Source organism: Pseudomonas sp. NMS19W (assembly GCF_051554255.1).
GTDB classification, from domain to species: domain Bacteria; phylum Pseudomonadota; class Gammaproteobacteria; order Pseudomonadales; family Pseudomonadaceae; genus Aquipseudomonas; species Aquipseudomonas kribbensis.
Genome location: NZ_CP136718.1, coordinates 1,769,912 through 1,791,699, shown reverse-complemented (window position 1 = coordinate 1,791,699; position 21,788 = coordinate 1,769,912). Strand labels below are relative to the sequence as shown.

Annotated in this window: 22 protein-coding genes and 1 pseudogene; 19 read left to right on the top strand and 4 right to left on the bottom strand. The window is 60.1% G+C overall.

Annotated features, from left to right (window positions below; genetic code table 11):
• Positions 1–98: 98 nt before the first annotated feature.
• Complete coding sequence (locus R1A29_RS08220; RefSeq protein ID WP_438301124.1) at positions 99–1,052, top strand: alpha/beta hydrolase; 954 nt, start codon at positions 99–101, stop codon at positions 1,050–1,052.
• Positions 1,053–1,150: 98 nt separating this feature from the next.
• Entirely contained in the window at positions 1,151–1,942 is a 792-nt protein-coding gene (locus R1A29_RS08215) for a hypothetical protein (RefSeq protein WP_085710644.1), read from the top strand.
• 42 nt (positions 1,943–1,984) lie between these two features.
• Here the strand turns inward: R1A29_RS08215 and prmB are convergent, their stop codons facing one another.
• Entirely contained in the window at positions 1,985–2,893 is a 909-nt protein-coding gene (gene prmB / locus R1A29_RS08210) for a 50S ribosomal protein L3 N(5)-glutamine methyltransferase (RefSeq protein ID WP_085710643.1), read from the bottom strand.
• A gap of 239 nt (positions 2,894–3,132) precedes the next feature.
• Here prmB and R1A29_RS08205 point away from each other — a divergent pair, with 239 nt between their 5' ends.
• The 5 genes and pseudogenes from R1A29_RS08205 to R1A29_RS08185 all read left to right on the top strand — a co-directional run bounded on the left by R1A29_RS08205 (position 3,133) and on the right by R1A29_RS08185 (position 5,903).
• Positions 3,133–3,723 (top strand): cysteine hydrolase family protein, encoded by a 591-nt coding sequence (locus R1A29_RS08205; protein ID WP_085732351.1) that lies wholly within the window; start codon positions 3,133–3,135, stop codon positions 3,721–3,723.
• 131 nt (positions 3,724–3,854) lie between these two features.
• Positions 3,855–4,175 (top strand): hypothetical protein, encoded by a 321-nt coding sequence (locus R1A29_RS08200; RefSeq protein ID WP_085732350.1) that lies wholly within the window; start codon positions 3,855–3,857, stop codon positions 4,173–4,175.
• 74 nt (positions 4,176–4,249) lie between these two features.
• Positions 4,250–4,807, top strand: a complete 558-nt coding sequence (locus tag R1A29_RS08195; protein WP_085710640.1) for a Smr/MutS family protein — start codon at positions 4,250–4,252, stop codon at positions 4,805–4,807.
• Between the two features lie 77 nt (positions 4,808–4,884).
• Positions 4,885–5,431, top strand: a pseudogene (folE, locus tag R1A29_RS08190) (GTP cyclohydrolase I FolE).
• A 100-nt stretch (positions 5,432–5,531) separates the two neighbouring features.
• Entirely contained in the window at positions 5,532–5,903 is a 372-nt protein-coding gene (locus R1A29_RS08185; protein WP_007960011.1) for a glutathione S-transferase N-terminal domain-containing protein, read from the top strand.
• A gap of 31 nt (positions 5,904–5,934) precedes the next feature.
• Here the strand turns inward: R1A29_RS08185 and R1A29_RS08180 are convergent, their stop codons facing one another.
• On the bottom strand, positions 5,935–7,101 hold the full coding sequence (locus R1A29_RS08180) for a PLP-dependent aminotransferase family protein (protein WP_438301123.1): 1,167 nt from the start codon (positions 7,099–7,101) through the stop codon (positions 5,935–5,937).
• Positions 7,102–7,183: 82 nt separating this feature from the next.
• Between R1A29_RS08180 and R1A29_RS08175 the strand changes: the two genes are divergently transcribed.
• The 4 genes from R1A29_RS08175 (at position 7,184) to R1A29_RS08160 (ending at position 11,623) form a co-directional block, all read left to right on the top strand.
• Positions 7,184–7,627, top strand: a complete 444-nt coding sequence (locus R1A29_RS08175; protein WP_438301122.1) for a MarR family winged helix-turn-helix transcriptional regulator — start codon at positions 7,184–7,186, stop codon at positions 7,625–7,627.
• Between the two features lie 197 nt (positions 7,628–7,824).
• Positions 7,825–9,174 carry an NCS2 family permease gene (locus tag R1A29_RS08170; protein ID WP_114881997.1) on the top strand — a complete coding sequence of 450 codons (1,350 nt, stop codon included), beginning with the start codon at positions 7,825–7,827 and terminating at the stop codon, positions 9,172–9,174.
• A gap of 87 nt (positions 9,175–9,261) precedes the next feature.
• Positions 9,262–9,891: a LysE family translocator gene (locus tag R1A29_RS08165; RefSeq protein ID WP_248744634.1), complete on the top strand. Its 630-nt coding sequence runs from the start codon at positions 9,262–9,264 to the stop codon at positions 9,889–9,891.
• Positions 9,892–10,399: 508 nt separating this feature from the next.
• Positions 10,400–11,623, top strand: coding sequence for a hypothetical protein (locus R1A29_RS08160; RefSeq protein WP_438301121.1), 1,224 nt, complete (start codon positions 10,400–10,402; stop codon positions 11,621–11,623).
• 107 nt (positions 11,624–11,730) lie between these two features.
• Here the strand turns inward: R1A29_RS08160 and uraH are convergent, their stop codons facing one another.
• Positions 11,731–12,084 (bottom strand): hydroxyisourate hydrolase, encoded by a 354-nt coding sequence (gene uraH, locus R1A29_RS08155; protein WP_011333195.1) that lies wholly within the window; start codon positions 12,082–12,084, stop codon positions 11,731–11,733.
• A gap of 430 nt (positions 12,085–12,514) precedes the next feature.
• Here uraH and puuE point away from each other — a divergent pair, with 430 nt between their 5' ends.
• The 8 genes from puuE (at position 12,515) to R1A29_RS08115 (ending at position 20,542) form a co-directional block, all read left to right on the top strand.
• Positions 12,515–13,441, top strand: coding sequence for an allantoinase PuuE (gene puuE / locus R1A29_RS08150; protein WP_007960032.1), 927 nt, complete (start codon positions 12,515–12,517; stop codon positions 13,439–13,441).
• The gene (gene uraD / locus R1A29_RS08145; RefSeq protein ID WP_085710634.1) at positions 13,438–13,953 is read left to right on the top strand and encodes a 2-oxo-4-hydroxy-4-carboxy-5-ureidoimidazoline decarboxylase; all 516 of its coding nucleotides are present in this window, start codon (positions 13,438–13,440) and stop codon (positions 13,951–13,953) included. The genes puuE and uraD overlap by 4 nt, the downstream gene beginning before the upstream one ends.
• 87 nt (positions 13,954–14,040) lie before the next feature.
• Positions 14,041–15,036: an allantoicase gene (gene alc, locus R1A29_RS08140; RefSeq protein ID WP_438301119.1), complete on the top strand. Its 996-nt coding sequence runs from the start codon at positions 14,041–14,043 to the stop codon at positions 15,034–15,036.
• An 80-nt stretch (positions 15,037–15,116) separates the two neighbouring features.
• On the top strand, positions 15,117–15,620 hold the full coding sequence (locus R1A29_RS08135) for an ureidoglycolate lyase (RefSeq protein ID WP_027613342.1): 504 nt from the start codon (positions 15,117–15,119) through the stop codon (positions 15,618–15,620).
• A 51-nt stretch (positions 15,621–15,671) separates the two neighbouring features.
• Positions 15,672–16,985 (top strand): urate hydroxylase PuuD, encoded by a 1,314-nt coding sequence (locus R1A29_RS08130; protein ID WP_265811888.1) that lies wholly within the window; start codon positions 15,672–15,674, stop codon positions 16,983–16,985.
• A 169-nt stretch (positions 16,986–17,154) separates the two neighbouring features.
• Complete coding sequence (locus tag R1A29_RS08125) at positions 17,155–18,513, top strand: nucleobase:cation symporter-2 family protein (protein WP_438301118.1); 1,359 nt, start codon at positions 17,155–17,157, stop codon at positions 18,511–18,513.
• 86 nt (positions 18,514–18,599) lie between these two features.
• Complete coding sequence (locus R1A29_RS08120) at positions 18,600–19,385, top strand: outer membrane protein OmpK (RefSeq protein ID WP_438301117.1); 786 nt, start codon at positions 18,600–18,602, stop codon at positions 19,383–19,385.
• A gap of 371 nt (positions 19,386–19,756) precedes the next feature.
• Entirely contained in the window at positions 19,757–20,542 is a 786-nt protein-coding gene (locus R1A29_RS08115) for an outer membrane protein OmpK (RefSeq protein WP_085710630.1), read from the top strand.
• A gap of 38 nt (positions 20,543–20,580) precedes the next feature.
• Here the strand turns inward: R1A29_RS08115 and R1A29_RS08110 are convergent, their stop codons facing one another.
• The gene (locus R1A29_RS08110; protein WP_423205186.1) at positions 20,581–21,753 is read right to left on the bottom strand and encodes a patatin-like phospholipase family protein; all 1,173 of its coding nucleotides are present in this window, start codon (positions 21,751–21,753) and stop codon (positions 20,581–20,583) included.
• Positions 21,754–21,788 lie beyond the last annotated feature (35 nt).

Sequence of the window (21,788 nt, the reverse complement as noted above, 5' to 3'; positions counted from 1 at the left end):
ATGATGCGCGCCAGTATACGCAGGCTAACCGAGTAGTTCATCCTCGAACCTTGGCGGTGTTGGTGAGTCCAACCGGCACCTTTGCAAATGATGGCGTGATGATGCTGCGAGTTTTGATCTTGAGCCTTACCCTGTTTACTGGCTTCGTCCAGGCAACTGTCCTGCAACGTCCGGTGACTCTGGACACCGACAGCGGAGAACTTTTCGGCTCGCTGCTGCTGCCAAAGTCTGACAATCCGGTGCCGGTTGTCCTCATTCTTTCTGGCTCGGGTCCTACGGATCGTGACGGAAACAACCCCGACGGCGGGCGCAACGACAGTCTCAAGCGGCTGGCCTGGGTGCTGGCCAAACACAATATCGCCAGCGTGCGTTTCGATAAACGCGGCGTGGCCGCGAGCCTGGCCGCGACGCCGGATGAGCGCAATCTGTCGGTGGACGCCTACGTCGCGGACGCCGTGGCCTGGGGCCAGAAGCTCAAGGCTGACCCGCGTTTCGGCCCGTTGATCCTGCTGGGTCACAGCGAGGGCGCGCTGATCGCCAGCCTGGCCGCACCGAAAGTCGACGCCGCTGCGGTCATTTCACTGTCCGGCACCGCCCGGCCAATCGATCAGGTGTTGCGCCGACAACTGGCCCGCAGCCTTCCACCGCCACTGATGCAGCGCAGCAATGAACTGCTCGACAGCCTCAAGGCCGGGCACACCGATGACAATGTTCCGCCGCCGTTGCAGGCAATTTTCCGCCCGAGCGTGCAGCCTTACCTGATTTCGTTGTTCCGGCAGGATCCGTCCGCCGCCTTCGCTCAACTGAAAATGCCGGCCCTGATCGTCCAGGGCAGCAACGACATTCAGGTGCAGGTCGATGACGCCAACCTGCTCAAGGCGGCAAAACCCGACGCGACCCTGGCATTGATCGAAGGCATGAACCACGTGATGCGCATCGTGCCCAACGACGTGAAGCGGCAAATGGCCTCCTACAAGGACCCGAATCTGCCTCTGGCGGCCGAGCTGGGGACCCGAATCCTCGAATTTATTGACGGACTTCGCACCCGTTAAGGTCTTTTTCACCCTCCAGTCCTGAAAAAAACGGCCGATAAGCCTTTGTCGCCAGCGTACTGGCTGGCGACAAGCAGCTTGGACAGGATCTCGCCGTTATGACTGATACCCAGACTTCACCCGACACCACCGCTGAAAAAGACGCACCGCCAGCGGTCGAGCTGCCATGGGCGGATGTCCACGTCGAGCACCACAAGATGCTCCGCCTGGCGCCGTTGCAGACCGACCGCAATACCGGCGGGCGGCCGTTGCGCTTTGTCGAATTCGGTTACGCCGAGCGCAACAGCAAGGAACACAGCCTGATGCGCATGGCGATCAAGCTGCCCGCGCAGCGTGTGCGCAAGGAACAGAATCAGCTCGATGTTTGGGTCGACCACAAGACCAAACGCGTGCACTTCGGCCCCGACAGCGGCTTGCAGATCGAACCGCTGAACCGTGGCATCGGCCGTTTCATGGCCGCCCAAGGCATCAACTGGGCGAAAAAACGCTGGCCCACCTACACCGTCGACGGCATGGACTTGAACAACAAGGACGCGCTGAACGAAGACACCCGCCTGCGCCGCGATCACTTTCTGCGCGTGCATGGCTTTGATGTGGTGTACGCCGACGCCCAACATTTGAAGGGCAGCGTCAAGGAAGTGCAGGTCGGTGACTTGCTGGGCGACTGGAACAGCGAAAAGCTGCAGATCGTCGAGATTCTCGAAGCTGCGCAGATGTTGCAGCAGGCCGAGCAGAACCTGGCCGAGCAGGAAGTGAAGCTGAAGAAACAGGAAGACAAGGTCAGCAAGTTCAAGCGTGAAGACGCGGGTTTGCGCTTCACCATTACGTGTCTGGTGGCGTTTGCGGTGTTCCAGGCCGGTTTGCTGATCTGGATTGCCACGCACCGCTAAGCCAACGATCGTTCCCACCGAGGCGGGAACGATCGGTTCAGGTCAGACGCGGGAAGCGAACAGCGCCTGATGATCGCGGCACTGTTCGGCGGTCAGCATGAACACGCCATGTCCGCCGCGCTGGAATTCCAGCCAGGCGAAATCGACTTCCGGGTACAGCGCTTCGACGTGTACCTGGCTGTTGCCCACCTCGACGATCAGCAAACCTTTCTCGGTCAGGTGATCTGCCGCTTCGGCGAGCATCCGGCGCACCAGGTTCAAACCATCGTCGCCACAGGCCAGACCCAGCTCGGGTTCGTGCTGGTATTCGTCCGGCATGTCGGCGAAATCTTCCGCATCGACGTAGGGCGGGTTCGACACGATCAGGTCGAAACGTTGGCCCGGCAGGCCATCAAAACCATCGCCCTGCACGGTGAACACGCGCTCATCGACGCCATGGCGCTCGATGTTCTGGTTCGCCACTTCCAGCGCCTCGAACGACAGGTCCGCCAGCACCACTTCGGCGTTCTGGAACTCGTAGGCGCAGGCGATGCCGATGCAACCGGAGCCGGTGCACAGGTCAAGAATTCGCGCCGGCTCGTCGCCGATCCACGGTGCAAAACGGTTTTCGATCAGCTCGCCAATCGGCGAACGCGGGATGAGTACGCGCTCATCGACGATGAACGACATGCCGCAGAACCACGCCTCGCCCAACAGGTAGGCGGTCGGAATGCGTTCTTCGATGCGGCGCTTGAGCAGGCGTTGCAGGTTGACCAGTTCGTCGTCTTCCAGCGCGCAGTCCAGATAGCTGTCGGCGATTTCCCATGGCAGGTGCAAGGCACCGAGCACTAGCTGCCGGGCTTCGTCCCAGGCATTGTCGGTGCCATGGCCGAAAAACAGATCCTCCCCATGGAAGCGGCTGACGGCCCAACGGATGTGGTCGCGCAGGGTACGAAGTCGGGAAGTGATCACGGGGCAGAACTCCAGAAAAAACGACTGGCGATTCTACCAGCCAAAACGCGCCACGACGACGCAGGAAAAATCCTGGGGCGACGGTAGGAGTGTTCCGAATTCCTTATCGGCTATTGAACAGAACGTGTAACTTGACGAGGCTGCAGGCCAGTAACGACGGTGCCTACGATGGTAGCGATTCACAGAACCGCTCAGCCAGAGGACAATGTCGCAAAAGCCCCACCCCAAGGAGCCCCAGAATGTCCGTTCCAAAAACGATGTTTCAACTCAGCGGTCGCGGTTACGCAGCGGCCACGTTGAGCCATGCCACCGTGGTCATCATCGATGCCCAGAAAGAGTACCTCAGCGGCCCGCTGGCCCTGAGCGGCATGGACGCGGCTGTCGCGAACATCAAACAACTGGTTGCCGCCGCCCGCGCAGCCGGCCGTCCGATCGTGCACGTGCGCCACCTCGGCACCGTCGGCGGTCTGTTCGACCCGCAAGGCGAACGCGGCGAATTCATCCCCGGCCTGGAACCCCAGGGCGATGAAACCATCATCGGCAAATTGCTGCCGAGCGCTTTCCACGGCACCGAACTCTACGATCGTCTGCAAACCCTCGGCTCGCTCGACCTGATCGTCTGCGGTTTCATGAGCCACTCCAGCGTCAGCACCACCGTGCGTGCCGCGAAAAACCTGGGTTTCCGTTGCACCCTGGTCGAAGACGCCTGCGCCACCCGTGACCTGCCGTTCAAGGGCCGCGTGCTCAGTGCCGAACAGGTTCAGGAGGCGGAAATGGCGATCATGGCCGACAACTTCGCCACCCTCGCGCTGACCAATGACCTGATCTGATCGACCGCCAATGAGCGGCTCAGCCCGCCGCTCATCCGCAAAAGCCTCGCATTTGCTTCAATTACCCTAGCCTCAGGAACAACCCGGTCAACTCCCGGTCGAAGGGCCGATACCCATTGAGGAAGGTCGGAATGAAGTTATCCGATGGATTTGACGCACGCCGCTTGCGGCCCAAAGGCCAAAGCAACTGGCGTTTTCGATTCGGCGCAGCGATCGCCGCCATTCTGGCGACGTTCGGTGTGCTGTTGGCGATGGCCGGGGCTGCCAGCCTGATCGGGCATCCGCCGGCACTCGGCGACTTGAATGCGACGCCGATGGGCTCGGCGATCATTCTGGCCGTCGGCCTGTTGTTCCTGTATTTCGGCGTGGCCCTGTGGCGCCGTTGCCGGCGTCGCGCACGGCAATCGCGGGAGCTGAACATGTCCCCGCACCTGATGAAAAAACACGACTGAATCGACGGCCTGGCTTTTTGCCGGGCCGTTTTGTGTCTGTTTGGGTAAACTGGCCGCCCTTCGCGGAGGCTGATATGCAAGACGACGATTTTTCCCTGTTCAAAAGTGCGATCCAAGGCGTCAAGCCGATCAAGCACGACCGCGCCGACACCGGCAAACCCAAGACTGACCGCGCACAGATCGCCAAGCTGCGCCAGTCCGCGACCATCCGCACCGAAACCACCACCGTTGACGGTCTGTCCGACCAGTTCGTGATCGACGTCGGGCCGGAAGACGAACTGATGTGGGCCCGCGACGGCGTGCAGGAAAGCCAGATGCGTAAGCTGAAGGTCGGGCAGATCCCGTTCGAGGGCAGCCTCGACCTGCACGGCATGAGCGTCGAAAAGGCCCGGGAAACCCTCTGGGCGTTTCTGGCCGAAGCGACCAAGTTCGAAATCCGCTGCGTGCGCGTCACCCATGGCAAGGCTGTGCGACTGGACGGCAAACGACCGATGATCAAGAGCCACGTCAACACTTGGCTGCGCCAGCATGCGCAAGTGCTCGGATTCTGCTCGTGCCAGGCCAGACACGGCGGTGCCGGCGCGGTTTACGTGATGCTCAAACGCACCATGATGGAAGGCCGCGACGAATAATCCCGTCACACCGAACTTGCAGGGTTGTGTCCGCCACCGTACCCTTGCCCTTTGCGAAAATCCCCACAGGTAGTTTCATGTCCCTGGAACAGAATTACACCGCGATTCTCGGCCAACTGGGCGAGGACGTGTCCCGCGAGGGCCTGCTCGACACGCCAAAGCGTGCCGCCAAAGCCATGCAGTACCTCTGCCGCGGTTATGAACAGACGCTCGAAGAGGTCACCAACGGTGCCCTGTTCAGCTCCGACAACAGCGAAATGGTGCTGGTCAAGGACATCGAGCTCTACTCGTTGTGCGAACACCACCTGCTGCCGTTCATCGGCAAGGCCCACGTCGCGTATATCCCGAGCGGCAAAGTGCTGGGCCTGTCGAAGGTCGCACGGATCGTCGACATGTACGCCCGCCGCCTGCAGATCCAGGAAAACCTCAGCCGCCAGATCGCCGATGCGGTCCAGCAGGTCACCGGCGCGCTGGGCGTGGCCGTGGTGATCGAGGCCAAGCACATGTGCATGATGATGCGCGGTGTGGAGAAACAGAATTCGTCGATGATCACTTCGGTGATGCTCGGTGAGTTCCGCGAAAAACGCGGCGACCCGCAGCGAGTTTCTCAGCCTGATCAAGTAATTGATGGCAAAAAAACCGGCGTTGATCGCCGGTTTTTTTTCGTCCGTGAAAAATCGGGTAAGCTGCGCGCCTTCTTCAATGTCCCTGTGAGGCTTGTAACGTGTTCGTCAAAGCGCTTCGTGTCGGCCTCGGCCAACTGATCATCTTCGTTGACTTCCTGACCCGCCCGGGCAAGAAGCAGCGCCCCGCCGCTGCCCAGGCCCAGGTCGACGCCGCCGCCAAGGACCTGACCCTGTATCAGTTCCACGCCTGCCCGTTCTGCGTGAAGACCCGCCGCAGCCTGCGTCGCCTGAACGTTCCGGTGGCCCTGAAGGATGCGAAGAACAACGAGCAGGATCGCCAGACCCTGCTGGAACAGGGCGGCAAGATCAAGGTGCCGTGCCTGCGCATCGAAGAGAACGGCCAGACCACCTGGATGTATGAGTCCAACACGATCATCGAATACCTGAACAAGCGGTTCGCCGCCGTCTGAATCAAAAAAACCGGCCTGATGGCCGGTTTTTTTATGCCGCCTGTGCGGCCTGCGCCTGGCGCACCACCGCCGCCAGACGTTTGAGGCCTTCGTCCAGGCGGGTCGGGTCAATGTGACTGAAGTTCAGGCGCAGATGACCGTGATTGCGATCCGGCTCGGGGAAGAACGGTTCGCCCGGCATGAACGCCACATCGTTGGCCAGCGCGGTATTGAGCAAGGTGCGCGTGTCCAGCGGCTGTTTAAGGGTCAGCCAGAAAAACAGACCGCCCTGCGGCGTGTTCCAGTCCGCCAGATCCGCGAAGTGAGTTTCCAGCGCCGCTTGAAAGGCATCACGGCGCTGACGGTAGAAGCCACGCAGTTCACTCAAGTGCTGCTGATACTTTTCGCTGCCGATCCACTGCAACGCCTGCCACTGACCGATGCGGTTGGTGTGCAGATCCGCCGACTGCTTGAGTTTGAGCAGATGCGGAAACAGATCTGGGCTAGCGATCAGGTAACCGACGCGCAGGCCCGGCAACAGGGTTTTCGACACGGTGCCGGTATAGATCCAGCTGGATTTCTTCAAACGACCAGCAATCGGTTGGGCGCTACCGCCGTCGAAGGTCAGTTCGCGGTAAGGCTCGTCTTCGATCAGGGTTACGCCGAATTCGTCGAGCAGCGCCGCAACAGCTTCGCGCTTGGCTTCGCTGTAGCGTACGGCGGACGGGTTCTGGAAGGTCGGGATCAGATAGATGAAAGCTGGATGATGTTGCTCCAGGCGTTGACGCAACTGCGCCAGGTTCGGTCCGTCAGCTTCCAGCGGCACAGTCAGGCAATCGGCGCCGAACAGTTGGAAAATCTGCAAGGCCGCCAGATAGGTCGGTGCTTCCAGCAGGATTTCGGTGCCCTTGTCGATGTACAGCTTGGCCGCCAGATCGAGTGTTTGCTGGGAACCACTGACCACCAACACCTGACTCGCCTCACACGGCAACCCCAGCGCCCTCGCCTCTGCCGCCAGCGCTTCGCGCAAGGCTGGCTCGCCTTCGCTCATACCGTACTGGCCGAGGGACAGCGGCATGTCGGCCCACTCGACCTTCGGCAACATGGCTTCAGCCGGCAGACCGCCCGCGAAAGACATCACTTCCGGGCTCTGGGCCGCAGCAAGGATTTCACGGATCAGAGAACTTTTGAGACGCGAGATACGTTCGGAAAAAGCCATGGAAGTCACCGCTAGCGAGGCATGGGAAAAATGAGTCAAACTTGTTGACTGAAATTACGACACCTTCTTTGGAAACGTCAATATGATTGACCTTAAAAACTGCGCCAGCCAACAACAAGCCATGGAAGCGTTCTTCTTCGGTTATCAGGCGTTTACCGCCAAGGCTGACGAAATGCTCGAGCGTCGCGGCCTGTCCCGCGTGCATCAACGCATCGTGTTTTTTATCGCCCGTTATCCGAATTTGAGCGTCAAGGAGTTGCTCGCGCTGCTTGGTGTGAGCAAACAGGCGCTGAACATGCCATTGCGTCAGTTACAGGAAATGCACCTGGTGGACAGCGTGGCCTCCGAGGCTGACAAGCGTAAGCGCTTGTTGGAGCTGACCGTCGAAGGCGCGAAATTTGAGCAGGCATTGCGCCGCGAGCAGGTGAAATTACTGGAGCGGGTGTTTGCCGAGGCCGGTGAAACCGCGGTGAATGGCTGGCTTGCGGTGAATATGGCGCTGGGGAAAAACCGCTCGGCCGATTGATATAGCGCGATCCTCAAAACTTTCGTCCACAAAATCAAAAACAATATTTGCTTTATTTGTACACAAAAGCATAATCCACTGCGTGCGAGTTCCTGACCGCATGGTCAACAAATTCGCGTATGCCTCAAAGGGCCGCTGCCACCCCTCATAGGGTCCGGCCCTGGAAATAACAATAAAACTCTTGAGGAGTACTCGCTGTGGAAAGCCGCAAATCCGAAGCATCGACGCTGGAACTCTCGCCGCCGTTACGCAATGGCCTGCTGGAGCGCCTCTTTAAACTCAGCTTGCATGGCACCACGGTGAAGACCGAGCTGATCGCCGGTCTGACAACCTTCATCACCATGGCCTACATCATTTTCGTCAACCCGAACATCATGGCCGATGCCGGGATCGATCACGGTGCGGCCTTCGTCGCCACCTGCATCGCCGCCGCGCTGGGCTGCCTACTGATGGGTCTGTACGCCAATTGGCCGGTGGGCCTGGCGCCGGGCATGGGCCTCAACGCGTTTTTCACCTACACCGTGGTCGGTACCATGGGCTACAACTGGGAAACCGCCCTCGGTGCGGTGTTCGTCTCGGGCGTGCTGTTCATGATCCTGACCTTTTCACGGATTCGCGAATGGCTGCTCAACAGCATCCCGGTCAGCCTGCGCTTTGCGATGGGCGCCGGCGTGGGTCTGTTCCTCGGGCTGATCGGCCTGAAAACCGCCGGCATCGTCGTCGACAGCCCGGCCACGCTGATCAAGCTCGGCTCGCTGCGTGAACCCGGCCCGCTGCTCGCCGCCATCTGCTTCCTGATGATCGCGATCCTCAGCTACCACAGGGTGTTCGGCGCGATCCTCATCAGCATCATCACCGTGACCCTGGCAGGTTGGGGCCTGGGCATCGTGCACTACTCAGGCATCATGTCGACTCCGCCAAGCCTGGCGCCGACCTTCATGGCCATGAACGTCGCCGGCGTGTTCAACGTCAGCATGATCAGCGTGGTACTGGCCTTCCTTTTCGTACACATGTTCGACACCGCCGGCACCCTGATGGGTGTTGCTCAACGCGCCAATCTGGTGGGCGCTGACGGCCGCATCGAAAACCTGTCCCGCGCGATGAAAGCCGACTCCGCGTCCAGCGTATTCGGTGCAGTGGTCGGCGTACCGCCGGTCACCAGCTACGTGGAAAGTGCCGCCGGTGTAGCGGCTGGTGGTCGGACTGGTCTTACCGCAGTGACCGTTGGTGTGCTATTTATAGCCGCGATGTTCTTTGCACCACTGGCCGGCATGATTCCCGCCTACGCCACCGCCGGCGCGCTGATTTATGTAGCGATGCTGATGATGGGCGGCATGGCGCACATCGAATGGGACGAAGCGACCGACAGCATTCCGGCCATCGTCACCGCGATCATGATGCCATTGACCTTCTCGGTCGCCGACGGCATCGCGCTGGGCTTCATTACCTATGTCGCGCTGAAGGCCGGCACCGGCAAGTACAAAGAGATTTCGGTCAGCCTGTGGGTGCTCTGCGCGATCTTCATCGCCAAGTTCATCTTCCTGTAAGCGACACGCGGTTCGAGCGTCAAAACAGCCTCACCCTTGCGGGTGGGGCTTTTGCACATTCTTGATAACGATAAAAAGGAGAAAGTGATGAGTCTGGAAACCTGGCTGCTGTTCAGCGGCGCTGCGCTGGTGGTGATCCTGATTCCGGGGCCACTGTCGTTGCTGATGATCAGCAACAGTCTGAATTACGGCTTGCGTCGTTCTTACCCGGCGTTTCTCGGTGGCGTGAGTGCGTCGATCTGCCTGCTCAGCGCTTCGGCACTGGGGTTGGGCGCCCTGCTGCTGGCATCGGAAAAACTCTTCAGCGCGCTGAAGATCGTCGGTGCGCTGTACCTGTTCTACCTCGCCTGGCAGAGCTGGCAGCAATCGCGTCAGCCATCGGTTGGCGCAGAAGTCCCGCAGGCGGCACCGGTCCCACGCTTTCGCGCACTCTTCGGACGCGCATTCATGCTGGGCGCCAGCAATCCGAAAGACATTCTGTTCTTCGCCGCGTTTCTGCCGCAGTTCCTCAGCGCCGAACAACCGTTTCTGCCTCAACTGCTGGTGATGATCGCGACCTGGACCGTGCTGGATCTGCTATGCAAATTGACCTACGGCCTCGGCGCCCACGGTGCCGCCCGCTACCTGCGCAGCGGTAAGGGCCAGAGCTGGTTCAACCGCATCAGTGCCGGACTGTTTGGCGGCGCTGGTGCAGCGTCGTTGTTGAGCAGCCACTGAGGCCATCGAGAGTCGCCAATACCCGGCAATATCTCGCCTGACGAATAGATATATGTACCGCACCTCGCAACGTTGATTCACCGAACATCCGGCCTCTTCTGGCCAGATCAACGTGAATCGACCTTGCGAGTGAAATACCCATGAGCCCCAAACGCCCGATAAAACCCGGTACATCAACCACCTCCCCCGAAACGCCTTTCACCCTTCCCGACTTCGGGCCACCGGCACTCCACAGGTTGCCGCTGAACATCGCGCCCCACGGCGAAGACCGAGTGCCTCTCGATCCCCCGAGGATGTCGGTTCAATCAAGCGCCTCCCGGCATGCTCCTCTGGAGATCGTCGACCTTCCGCCCGAGACCCATATCACCCCTGTCGTGGCCCATGCGCCGATCGAGCACTTTTTCCTTGCGCCCAGTCAGCTATCCAGGCTTCCGGCGCCGAATGCGCTTTCCGGCATTCGGGAACTCGGGACGCAGAGGCACTTCGTGGATCTTCAGGAGGGGGAACCGTGTTGCTGGGCATTGATTCGGACAACCATTTCCGAGCCAGATTGAACAGCGACTTCAGACCTTCCGGTCCACGTGTCGAGCGGGTGGAAGGCACTCTCACCTGGCGCGTGAAACCCACTGACGAGGGTGCCGGGAGCAGCGATTCCAGATTGACGCTCAAGCGTCTGCGAAATCCGGATGATGATCCGCAAGAAGTTGTCGCGCCCAAACGTTCTTCCACCTCAACGGGTGATGAATGGTCCGATCCCTGGAAAAAATGGGAAGCGCCCCGCCTGCAGGCAGCGGTCGACAGCATTGAAGTCGATGGCACCCGGTTTCTGCTGGTGCCGCGTGGCAGCGACCCGGACCACCCGATCGTCTACATCAAGAACCCGGAGCACTGGGTATACGATTTCGATTACATGGAGCGCATTCTCGGCACTGACCTGATGCAGCAACCCAGAGGCGCGATCCGCGTGCCGCCTGCCAATCAGTGGGAGGTTGATCCGAACCTGCCCTTTCAACACCCTCTGAAGCAATACATCACCACTTTTTTTCCGCAGTTGTCGGAAATCTCGGTGAACAAGGTGACCAGACACCAGTTCAACCTGGCCAACGACGGAAACATGGCAACCGGCGTCGGCCTGACCCGGCTCAGGCAAACGTTCAATGACTTGAGGCGCGGTAACAGCACACCTCACGCGCCACTGGCCGATCCGTTGCTGATGCTACCGACGCTGACAACCTCCAGCAGCGGACCAGGGTCGAGCCGCACCCTGGAATTGCCACCCCTGACGCCGGAGGGTTCTCTGCAACGACTGGACTTCGATCTGACAAGGCAAGAATGGGATTACTTCAAAACAACGCAGTCAGGCACCGATATCAAACGACTCATGGCTAACCTCCTGAATCGTCAGGGATACGATGTTTTCATGACAACGCCTTCAGCTACTTTTCCGGCCCTGGTGTTTCGCCGGGAGAATCATCCCTTTGTCTTTTTCATCAGCCTGCATCGCGTCAGGGGCAAGAAAATTCATCAGCCCCTGAGCTCCGGCCCTGATGCCAGCGACGCCCGGTTGAACACTCAGGTCGGATACCCGGCATTGCAGGAAATGCTCCAGGCACATGCTGAAAACCGACTGGTGTGGCTCAAGGGTGGATCTCAGATTCATGCTTCGCAACCGGACAGTATTTTCATCGTCAGGGATGATGAGTCGAGGCTCGCAACCCTTGCCGACCTTTAATCAGCAACGCTTTTGGCGAGACGAAAAAAAGCCCGCAGTGTGAGCGGGCGAAAGACCAAAGAAGCTATATGCGCAGTCGCTTCCCGGTGGAGGCAGCTGCTTGGGGGTCAGCTGCCCCGGTACGTGGAATAGCTGTAAGGCGAGATCAGCAACGGCACGTGGTAGTGATCCTGTTCGGCAGAGATGCCGAACCGCAGCACGACCACGTCCAGAAATGCCGGCTCCGGCAACTGGACGCCACGGGCGCGGTAGTAATCGCCGGCGTGGAACTGAACCTGATAGACACCGGTACGGTAGTCATCGCCTTGCAGCAGCGGCGCATCGACCCGGCCATCGCTGTTGGTAAGCGCACTGGCGACCAATTCCAGGTGCGAACCTTCAACGCGGTACAGCTCGACCTTGATCGAGCTGCCCGGGCAACCGTGTGCAGCGTCCAAAACGTGTGTTGTCAAACGTCCCATTGATTCTGCGCGCCTGCCTGCGTGGAGCAGTCAGACTTCGCGCCTCCCGAAGTCAGTTGAAAAGGAGACCGCACCGTTTCGGAGCACGAAAAGCTGCGGCGAGCGACTGATTAAGACACTTTTCAAAAAAATTGTACACAATAAAAACGACATTTTTCCGCTCACCACCGCCATCCTTCGATTTCCCGGTGATTTGCCCTGCAACCTTGCATTCATTGAACCCCCAATCCATTAGCTGACTGGTCAGGCAGGTTTCTTGCAGGTTCACGCCATTAACAGCAAAAGATGACAGCCGGTGAAAAATGCGAAAATTCAGGCTTACAAATTGAGAATAAAGTTGTATACAATCAGCCCATCGCTGTGACGCCAGCCTGCCATCCAAACTTCAGGGCGCCACACAATCTGTCAACGAATAAGAAGGAAGACTGCAGTGAGCGCTGACTACCCACGCGACCTGATCGGTTACGGCAGTAACCCTCCTCACCCACACTGGCCGGGCAATGCCCGGATCGCCCTGTCGTTCGTACTCAATTACGAAGAAGGCGGCGAGCGCAACATCCTGCACGGTGACAAAGAATCCGAAGCCTTCCTCTCGGAAATGGTCGCGGCCCAGCCTCTGCAAGGCGCGCGCAACATGAGCATGGAATCGCTTTACGAGTATGGCAGCCGTGCCGGCGTCTGGCGGATCCTGAAACTGTTCAAGGAATTCGACATTCCACTGACCATCTTCGCCGTGGCCATGGCCGCCCAGCGTCACCCGGACGTGATCCGCGCGATGGTCGAGGCCGGTCACGAGATCTGCAGCCACGGCTACCGCTGGATCGACTACCAGTACATGGACGAAGCCCAGGAACGCGAGCACATGCTCGAAGCGATCCGCATCCTCACCGAACTCACCGGCGAGCGCCCGCTGGGCTGGTACACCGGCCGCACCGGCCCGAACACCCGTCGTCTGGTGATGGAAGAAGGCGGTTTCCTCTACGACTGCGACACCTACGACGACGACCTTCCCTACTGGGAACCGAACAACCCGACCGGCAAGCCGCACCTGGTGATCCCGTACACCCTGGACACCAACGACATGCGCTTCACCCAGGTCCAGGGTTTCAACAAGGGCGACGATTTCTTCGAATACCTCAAAGACGCGTTCGACGTGCTTTATGCCGAAGGCGCCGAAGCACCGAAGATGCTGTCGATCGGTCTGCACTGCCGACTGGTGGGCCGTCCGGCGCGTCTGGCGTCGCTCAAACGCTTTATCGAATACGCTAAAAGTCATGAACAGGTGTGGTTCAGCCGCCGCGTCGACATCGCCCGTCACTGGCACGAAACCCACCCGTACCAAGGGGCTGCCAAATGAGCACCTTTCAAACCCTGAAACCGTCGACCCTGAGCCGCGACGCCTTCGTCAAAGCCTTCGCCGACATCTACGAACATTCGCCATGGGTGGCCGAGAAGGCCTTCGACCTGGGCCAGGACGCTTCGATCGACCAGATCGAAACCCTGCACCAGCGCATGAGCGACATCCTGTTGAGCGCCGATCACGCCAGTCAGCTGGCACTGATCAACGCTCACCCGGACCTGGCCGGCAAAGCTGCCGTCCAGGGCCAGTTGACCGAAGCCAGCACCAATGAACAGGCTGGCGCCGGTATTCACCAATGCACGGCCGAAGAGTTTTCTCGCTTCACCGAGCTGAACGACGCCTACAAGGCCAAGTTCAAGTTTCCCTTCATCATGGCGGTAAAAGGCAGCAACCGGCATCAGATCCTCGCGGCGTTCGAAACGCGCATTCACAACCCGGTCGACACCGAGTTCAAATGCGCGCTGGCGGAGATCAACAAGATCGCCCTGTTCCGTTTACTGACTCTTTAGCAAGCCTGGCCCGAGCGTGTCAGACGCGGAGAACGCCCAGGGCCTCGCAAGCATCCCCAGCCACTTATTTAAAGGCAGACAAGAAGAATGAAAGTTTACGCCGTACCTTTCGAGAAGTTCGTCAACCTGGCCGATGCCCGTCTGGGCACCAAAATCATCTCGGTCACCGATGACTGGTTCGCAGACGCCAATCGTCTGTTTCAGCCGACCCCGGCCGTGTGGAAGGAGGGCGTGTTCGACGACAACGGCAAGTGGATGGACGGCTGGGAATCCCGCCGCAAGCGCTTCGAAGGCTACGACAGCGCGGTAATCCGCCTGGGCGTACCGGGTTCGATCAAAGGCGTGGACATCGACACTTCATTCTTCACCGGCAACTTCCCGCCATCGGCCTCGCTGGAAGCGTGCTTCCTGGCCTCGGGCGAGCCGGACGAAAACACCCAGTGGACTGAAGTGCTGTCGGCCGTCGAGCTGCAAGGCAACAGCCACCACTACCACGAAATCAGCAACGACAAGGCGTTCAGCCACCTGCGCTTCAACATCTACCCGGATGGCGGTGTGGCCCGTCTGCGCGTGTACGGCATTCCGTTCCGCGACTGGTCGGCGGTTGGCGACAACGAGCAAGTCGACCTGGCAGCAGCTCTCAACGGTGGCCGCGCCCTCGCCTGCTCCGACGAACACTTCGGCCGCATGAGCAACATCCTCAACCCGGGCCGTGGCATCAACATGGGCGACGGCTGGGAAACCGCGCGTCGTCGTACCCCGGGCAATGACTGGGTGATCGTCGCACTGGGCCACCCGGGCGAGATCGAGAAAATCGTCGTCGACACCCTGCACTTCAAGGGCAACTACCCGGACAGCTGCTCGATCCAGGGCGCGTTCGTAAAAGGCGGCACCGACAGCCAGATCGAAACCCAGTCGCTGTTCTGGCGCGAACTGCTGCCGAGCCAGAAGCTGGAAATGCACGCCGAACACACCTTCGTCGAGCAGATCAAGGCACTGGGCCCGATCACCCACATCCGTCTGAACGTGTTCCCGGACGGTGGTGTGAGCCGCCTGCGCCTGTTCGGCAAGGTCGCCAAGTAAGCGTTGAACCCTGTAAGGGGGAGCTTGCTCCCTCCTCACACAAAGCAGAACCAACAACACAGAATTCGGAAAAGAACAGCATGCGCACATTGACGATTGAACCGCTGACCAAAGAAGCCTTCGCCCCGTTCGGTGACGTGATCGAAACCGACGGCAGCGATCACTTCATGATCAACAACGGTTCGACCATGCGCTTCCACAAACTGGCGACGGTCGAAACCGCTACGCCCGAGGACAACGCGATCATCAGCATCTTCCGCGCCGACGCGCAGGACATGCCGCTGACCGTGAGCATGCTGGAACGCCATCCGCTGGGCAGCCAGGCTTTCATTCCGCTGCTCGGCAACCCCTTTCTGATCGTGGTCGCGCCACTTGGCGATGTACCTGTATCAGGCTTGGTCCGCGCCTTCGTCACCAACGGCAGGCAGGGCATCAATTACCATCGCGGCGTCTGGCACCACCCGGTGCTGACGATCGAAAAGCGGGATGACTTCCTGGTGGTTGATCGCAGTGGCACAGGCAATAACTGCGATGAGCATTTTTTCAAAGAGGATGAGCGTTTGATCCTCGCCCCCCACCAATAAGAGAAGGTCCGATCACTCGACAACAAGAGTGACGGGCGAGAGGTAAAGACTGTGGAAGCACATCTGTTGGAATGGCTGAACCTGAGCGTGCGCTGGGTTCACATGATCACTGGCGTGGCCTGGATCGGCGCGTCGTTCTACTTCGTCTGGCTGGAGAACAACCTCAACCGCGTCAACCCGAAAACCGGTCTTGCCGGTGATCTGTGGGCGATCCACGGCGGCGGTATCTATCACCTGGAAAAATACAAACTGGCCCCTCCGTCGATGCCGGAGAACCTGCACTGGTTCAAATGGGAAGCCTATTTCACCTGGATGTCGGGGATCGCGCTGCTGTGCGTGGTGTTCTACTCCAACCCCGTGCTCTACCTCGTGGCACCCGGCAGCGGCCTGACCGGCCCTGAAGGCGTGGCCATCGGCATCGGTTCGCTGATCGCCGGCTGGTTCATCTACGACTTCCTCTGCGATTCGCCCCTCGGCAAGAAACCTGCCCTGCTCGGCTTCATCCTGTTCGTGCTGATCATCGGCGCGGCGTTTGGCTTCAGCAAGGTGTTCAGCGGTCGTGGTGCGTACCTGCACGTCGGCGCGATCATCGGCACCATCATGGTCGGCAACGTGTTCCGCATCATCATGCCGGCACAACGCGCACTGGTGGCCGCGATCGCCGAGAACCGCACGCCGGACCCGGCGCTGCCGGCCAAAGGCCTGCTGCGTTCGCGTCACAACAACTACTTCACCCTGCCGGTGCTGTTCATCATGATCAGCAACCACTTCCCGAGCACTTACGGCAGCCAGTACAACTGGCTGATCCTGGCCGGGATCGCAGTGTTGGCGGTGTTGGTGCGTCACTACTTCAACACCCGTCACGACAGCCACAAGTTTGCCTGGACCCTGCCGGTGGCAGCGGTGGGCATGATCACCCTGGCGTACGTCACCGGCCCTGCGCCGATGCCGACCGCGCCGGAAGTGGCCAAGGCTCCTGCGAAAATCGAGTACCAGCCGCTGCCGGAAACGGCCCTGGGTGGTGGCGCGAAACCGGCTGAAGCGGCACAACCGGCCGCACCTGCTGCACCTGCTGCCGCTCCGGCTCAGGCGTCGAACGCCGGTCCTGCGTTCGACAAGGTGCACAACGTGATCCAGGAACGCTGCGCGGTCTGCCATTCGGCCAAACCGACCAGCCCGCTGTTCAGCGCTGCCCCGGCCGGTGTGATGTTCGACACCCCCGAGCAGATCCGCCAGAACGCGGCGCGGATCCAGGCGCAAGCCATCACCACGCAGATCATGCCACTGGGCAACATCACGCAGATGACCCAGCAGGAACGTGACCTGATCGGTGCATGGATCGCCCAGGGAGCCCAGACCAACTAAGCAGTAAAAGCATCGCTGGCAAGCCAGCTCCCACAGGGTTTTGCACTGCCTGTGTGGGAGCTGGCTTGCCGGCGAATTGCCGCAACGCGGTTTACCTGATGCAAAGAAACAGCTGTGAGCAACCCGGCAGCTGTTCAATCACAAGAATAAAAAAGATCCGAGGTGTTGCATGTCCGAGCTGTCCAAAGCGCGCATCCCCGACGCACCCGCCATTCAGCGTTTGCCCCTTTTGCAACTGATCCTGGTCGGTCTGCAACATGTTCTGCTGATGTACGGCGGCGCCATCGCGGTACCGCTGATCATCGGACAGGCCGCTGGCCTGAGTCGTGAAGAAATCGCCTTCCTGATCAACGCCGACCTGCTGGTCGCCGGCATCGCCACCATCGTGCAATCCCTGGGGATCGGCCCGATGGGCATTCGCATGCCGGTGATGATGGGCGCCAGTTTCGCCGCCGTCGGCAGCATGGTCGCCATGGCCGGCATGCCCGGCATCGGTCTGCAGGGAATCTTCGGCGCGACCATCGCCGCCGGGTTCTTCGGCATGATCATCGCGCCGTTCATGTCCAAGGTCGTACGCTTCTTCCCGCCGCTGGTGACCGGCACGGTCATCACCTCGATCGGCCTGTCGCTGTTCCCCGTGGCCGTGAACTGGGCCGGTGGCGGCGCTGGCGCCGCTCAATTCGGTTCACCGATTTATCTGGCCATCGCCGCTTTGGTGCTGGCGACCATTCTGCTGATCCACCGCTTCATGCGCGGTTTCTGGGTCAACATTTCCGTGCTGATCGGCATGTGCCTGGGCTACTTGCTCTGCGGCGCCATCGGCATGGTCGACCTGAGCGGCATGGCCAACGCGCCATGGGTTCAGTTCGTCACCCCGCTGCATTTCGGCATGCCGAAGTTCGAACTGGCGCCGATCCTGTCGATGTGTCTGGTGGTGGTGATCATCTTTGTCGAGTCCACCGGCATGTTCCTCGCGCTGGGCAAGATCACCGGCCAGGAAGTCTGCCCGCGCATGCTGCGTCGCGGCTTGCTGTGTGATGCTGGCGCATCGTTCGTTGCCGGTTTCTTCAACACCTTCACCCACTCCTCCTTCGCGCAGAACATCGGCCTGGTGCAAATGACCGGCGTGCGCTGCCGCTCGGTGACCATCGTTGCCGGCGGTCTGCTGATCGTCCTCAGCCTGCTGCCGAAAGCGGCGTTCCTGGTGGCGTCGATTCCACCGGCGGTACTTGGTGGTGCGGCGATTGCGATGTTCGGCATGGTGGCAGCCACCGGCATCAAGATCCTGCAGGAAGCCGACATCGGTGACCGACGCAATCAATTGCTGGTGGCGGTAAGCATCGGCATGGGCCTGATCCCGGTGGTGCGTCCGGAATTCTTCGCCCACCTGCCATTGTGGATGAGCCCGATCACCCACAGCGGGATCGCCATGGCCACCCTCAGCGCACTGACGCTGAACCTGTTGTTCAACATCCTGGGCGGCGCCGAGCGCGCGGCCATCAACGACTGTCACGCACACCCGCACTGACCCGAAGAGTAAAAAAGGGGGCTCGCCTACGCCTGCCCCCTCGCGACAGCTTTGCCTCAAACAATAAAAACAAGAGGGAGCAACAGATGATCCGGACTCAAACCAACGTGTTGTTGAGCGGCGGCCTGCTGGCCGCATCACAAGCCATGGCCGGCGATTTATTGCTGTGGCAGACCAACAGCCTGAGCTACCTGTACGGCAAGAACTTTGCGATCAATCCGTCGATCCAGCAGACGGTGACGTTCGAGCACGCTGACAAGTGGAAATACGGCGACAACTTCCTGTTCGTCGACAAGATCTTCTACAACGGCCAGGAAGACCGCAACAAAGGCCCGCACACCTACTACGGCGAATTCACCCCACGCTTCTCCTTCGGCAAGATCTTCGACAAGAAGATCGAATTCGGCCCGATCAAGGACGTGCTGCTGGCAATGACCTACGAGTACGGCGAAGGCGAGAGCGAGGCCTATCTGATCGGTCCCGGTTTCGACCTGAAAGTGCCTGGCTTCAACTACGTCACCCTGAACATCTTCCGCCGCCAGACCGAAGGCCCGCGCCCGGGCGATGGTGTCTGGCAGATCACCCCGGGCTGGTCCTACAGCTTTCCGCTGGGCAATTCCGACGTGCTGATCGACGGCTACCTCGACTGGGTTGTCGACAACGACGAGAACTCCCGCGGCACCTATCACGCCAACCTGCACATCAACCCGCAGATCAAATACGACCTGGGCAAAGCCCTCGGCTGGCGTCAGAAGCAGCTGTATGTCGGTACCGAATACAGCTACTGGAAGAACAAATACGGGGTCGAAAGCAGCCACAACCTCGACACCAATCAGAACACCGCCAGCCTGCTGGTGAAGGTGCACTTCTAAGATGACCCGCAACCGTGCCGCCTACCTGTCGTCGGTGCTCTGTTGCGGGGCACTTGAGGCCTGGCCGTTGAGTCAGTATTCTCCGCGGCCTCCTGAATTCGGTCTAAAAAAAGCCCGGATTTAATTCCTGACCGACGGGCCAACTTATCCCGGCCCCGGTCAGTACCGAGGCGTCCCGAAAACACGCTCAATCGACTGTTTTTCAGCAGCCGACGGGCGTTTTTTTGCTTTTCGAAAAGCCTTGGCTCAGCTCTTGCTAACAGCATCAAAGCTGACCGAATGGATGATTTTTGCGGCAACGAAAAAAGGCGCCACACCAGAGCGCCGACTCAAAAAAATAAACGTGGAATACCTACTTTGGGAGCAACCGAATGAAACGTATGAGCACCAGCCTGATGCTTGCGGGAACCATGCTGGCGGGGGGCCAGGCCATGGCCGACGGCCTGCTGCAATGGCAGAACAACAGCCTGACCTACCTGTACGGCAAAGACTTCAAGGTCAACCCGGCCATCCAGCAGACCGTCACCTTCGAGCACGCCGATGCGTGGAAGTACGGCGACAACTTCCTGTTCGTCGACAAGATTTTCTACAACGGCAAGCCTGACGGCGGCGTCGGCAACAACACTTACTACGGTGAGTTCCAGCCACGTATCTCGCTGGGCAAGGTGCTCGACCAGAAGATCGAATTCGGCCCGATCAAAGACGTGCTGCTGGCCATGACCTACGAGTTCGGCGAAGGCGACGTCGAGTCCTACCTGATCGGTCCAGGCTTCGACCTGGCGATTCCGGGCTTCGACTACTTCCAGCTGAACTTCTACCAGCGCCACACCGAAGGTTCGCGTCCGGGTGACAACGTCTGGCAGATCACCCCGGTCTGGTCCTACACCATTCCGGTCGGCAACTCGAACGTGCTGATCGACGGCTACATGGACTGGGTGGTCGACAACGACGTCAACAGCAAAGGCGAATACCACGCCAACCTGCACTTCAACCCACAGGTCAAATACGACCTGGGCAAGGCGCTGAATTTCGGCGAGAAGCAGCTGTACGTCGGTGTGGAATACGACTACTGGAAAGACAAGTACGGGATCGACGACACCCGTGCCTTCACCACCAATCAGAACGTGACCAGCTTCCTGGTGAAGTTCCACTTCTGATAGTGCTGACGATGGCGCCCACCCGGGCGCCATCTGTTTCAGGCCGGAACCACCGCCTCGCCAATCCCGAGAAATCGGCACAGCTCATCGCGCTTGGCCAGCGCATCGCGCCGCCCAAGGTCGATCAGTTCACTGCAATACCCCGCCTCGAACAGCAAGTAACTCAACACCCCTGCCCCGCTCGTTTTAGTCGCCCCCGGCCCACGCAAGAACAGCCGCAAAGCCGCCGGCAATTCCTGACGATGCCGCGCCGCGATTTCATCGATCGGCTGACTTGGCGAGATCACCAGCACCTCCACCGGCGCCACGCCTAGCGTGCGTATCGGCGTGCCTTCGGGCATCAGATGGCTGAACTGGTTCAGACGCTGGAGCAGCTCGATATCGCTTTCCAGGCTGTCAATGAACGTACTGTTGAGCATGTGCCCGCCGATCTGCGCCAGCGTCGGCTGCTGACCGGTATAAGTGCGCTCCAGCGGTTGTGCCGGGTCGAACCCGCGCGGGTTGCCGCTGACGCCCACCACCAGCACCCGGCTCGCGCCCAAGTGCAGCGCCGGGCTGATCGGCGCCGACTGCCGCACCGCGCCATCGCCAAAGTATTCCTCGCCGATTTTCACCGGCGCGAACAACAACGGGATCGCCGAACTGGCGAGCAAGTGCTCCACGGTCAATTGCGTCGGCACGCCAATGCGCCGATGGCGCAGCCAGGCATCGATGCTGCCGCCGCCCTGATAGAAGGTCACTGCCTGCCCGGACTCGTAGCCGAACGCCGTCACCGCCACCGCGTGCAACTGCTTGCGGGCGATGGATTCGGCGATGCCGGGCATGTGCAGTTTTTCATCGAGCAGATGCCGTAGCGGCGAGCTGTTGAGCAGCGCCACCGGCAAGTGCCGGCCCATGCCCAGCAAACTGTGACTGACGAAGCGGCTGGCCTGACGGATCACCCCCGGCCAGTCGCTGCGCAGCACGCGATGGCTGCGAAAGCCTTGCCAGAACAGGGTCAGGCGTTCGATGGCGGCCCGAAAGTCCGTAGCGCCGCTGGCGAGGCTGACTGCGTTGATCGCCCCGGCCGACGTGCCGACGATCACCGGGAACGGATTGTCCGCCCCCAGCGGCAGCAATTCGGCAATTGCCGCCAGCACCCCCACCTGATACGCCGCCCGAGCCCCGCCGCCGGAAAGAATCAAACCTGTGACCGGTTCAGCTGGGCTCATCGCAACGCTCCGTGGTGCTTATGGGATGGGGTGAA

Excerpts from the sequence above, each read along its gene's own strand:
- R1A29_RS08220 (WP_438301124.1), top strand. The coding sequence starts at position 99 with ATGATGCTGCGAGTTTTGATCTTGAGCCTTACCCTGTTTACTGGCTTC.
- R1A29_RS08215 (WP_085710644.1), top strand. The coding sequence starts at position 1,151 with ATGACTGATACCCAGACTTCACCCGACACCACCGCTGAAAAAGACGCA.
- R1A29_RS08205 (WP_085732351.1), top strand. The coding sequence starts at position 3,133 with ATGTCCGTTCCAAAAACGATGTTTCAACTCAGCGGTCGCGGTTACGCA.
- R1A29_RS08200 (WP_085732350.1), top strand. The coding sequence starts at position 3,855 with ATGAAGTTATCCGATGGATTTGACGCACGCCGCTTGCGGCCCAAAGGC.
- R1A29_RS08195 (WP_085710640.1), top strand. The coding sequence starts at position 4,250 with ATGCAAGACGACGATTTTTCCCTGTTCAAAAGTGCGATCCAAGGCGTC.
- R1A29_RS08180 (WP_438301123.1), bottom strand. The coding sequence starts at position 7,101 with ATGGCTTTTTCCGAACGTATCTCGCGTCTCAAAAGTTCTCTGATCCGT.
- R1A29_RS08175 (WP_438301122.1), top strand. The coding sequence starts at position 7,184 with ATGATTGACCTTAAAAACTGCGCCAGCCAACAACAAGCCATGGAAGCG.
- R1A29_RS08165 (WP_248744634.1), top strand. The coding sequence starts at position 9,262 with ATGAGTCTGGAAACCTGGCTGCTGTTCAGCGGCGCTGCGCTGGTGGTG.
- uraH (WP_011333195.1), bottom strand. The coding sequence starts at position 12,084 with ATGGGACGTTTGACAACACACGTTTTGGACGCTGCACACGGTTGCCCG.
- uraD (WP_085710634.1), top strand. The coding sequence starts at position 13,438 with ATGAGCACCTTTCAAACCCTGAAACCGTCGACCCTGAGCCGCGACGCC.
- alc (WP_438301119.1), top strand. The coding sequence starts at position 14,041 with ATGAAAGTTTACGCCGTACCTTTCGAGAAGTTCGTCAACCTGGCCGAT.
- R1A29_RS08135 (WP_027613342.1), top strand. The coding sequence starts at position 15,117 with ATGCGCACATTGACGATTGAACCGCTGACCAAAGAAGCCTTCGCCCCG.
- R1A29_RS08125 (WP_438301118.1), top strand. The coding sequence starts at position 17,155 with ATGTCCGAGCTGTCCAAAGCGCGCATCCCCGACGCACCCGCCATTCAG.
- R1A29_RS08120 (WP_438301117.1), top strand. The coding sequence starts at position 18,600 with ATGATCCGGACTCAAACCAACGTGTTGTTGAGCGGCGGCCTGCTGGCC.
- R1A29_RS08115 (WP_085710630.1), top strand. The coding sequence starts at position 19,757 with ATGAAACGTATGAGCACCAGCCTGATGCTTGCGGGAACCATGCTGGCG.
- R1A29_RS08110 (WP_423205186.1), bottom strand. The coding sequence starts at position 21,753 with ATGAGCCCAGCTGAACCGGTCACAGGTTTGATTCTTTCCGGCGGCGGG.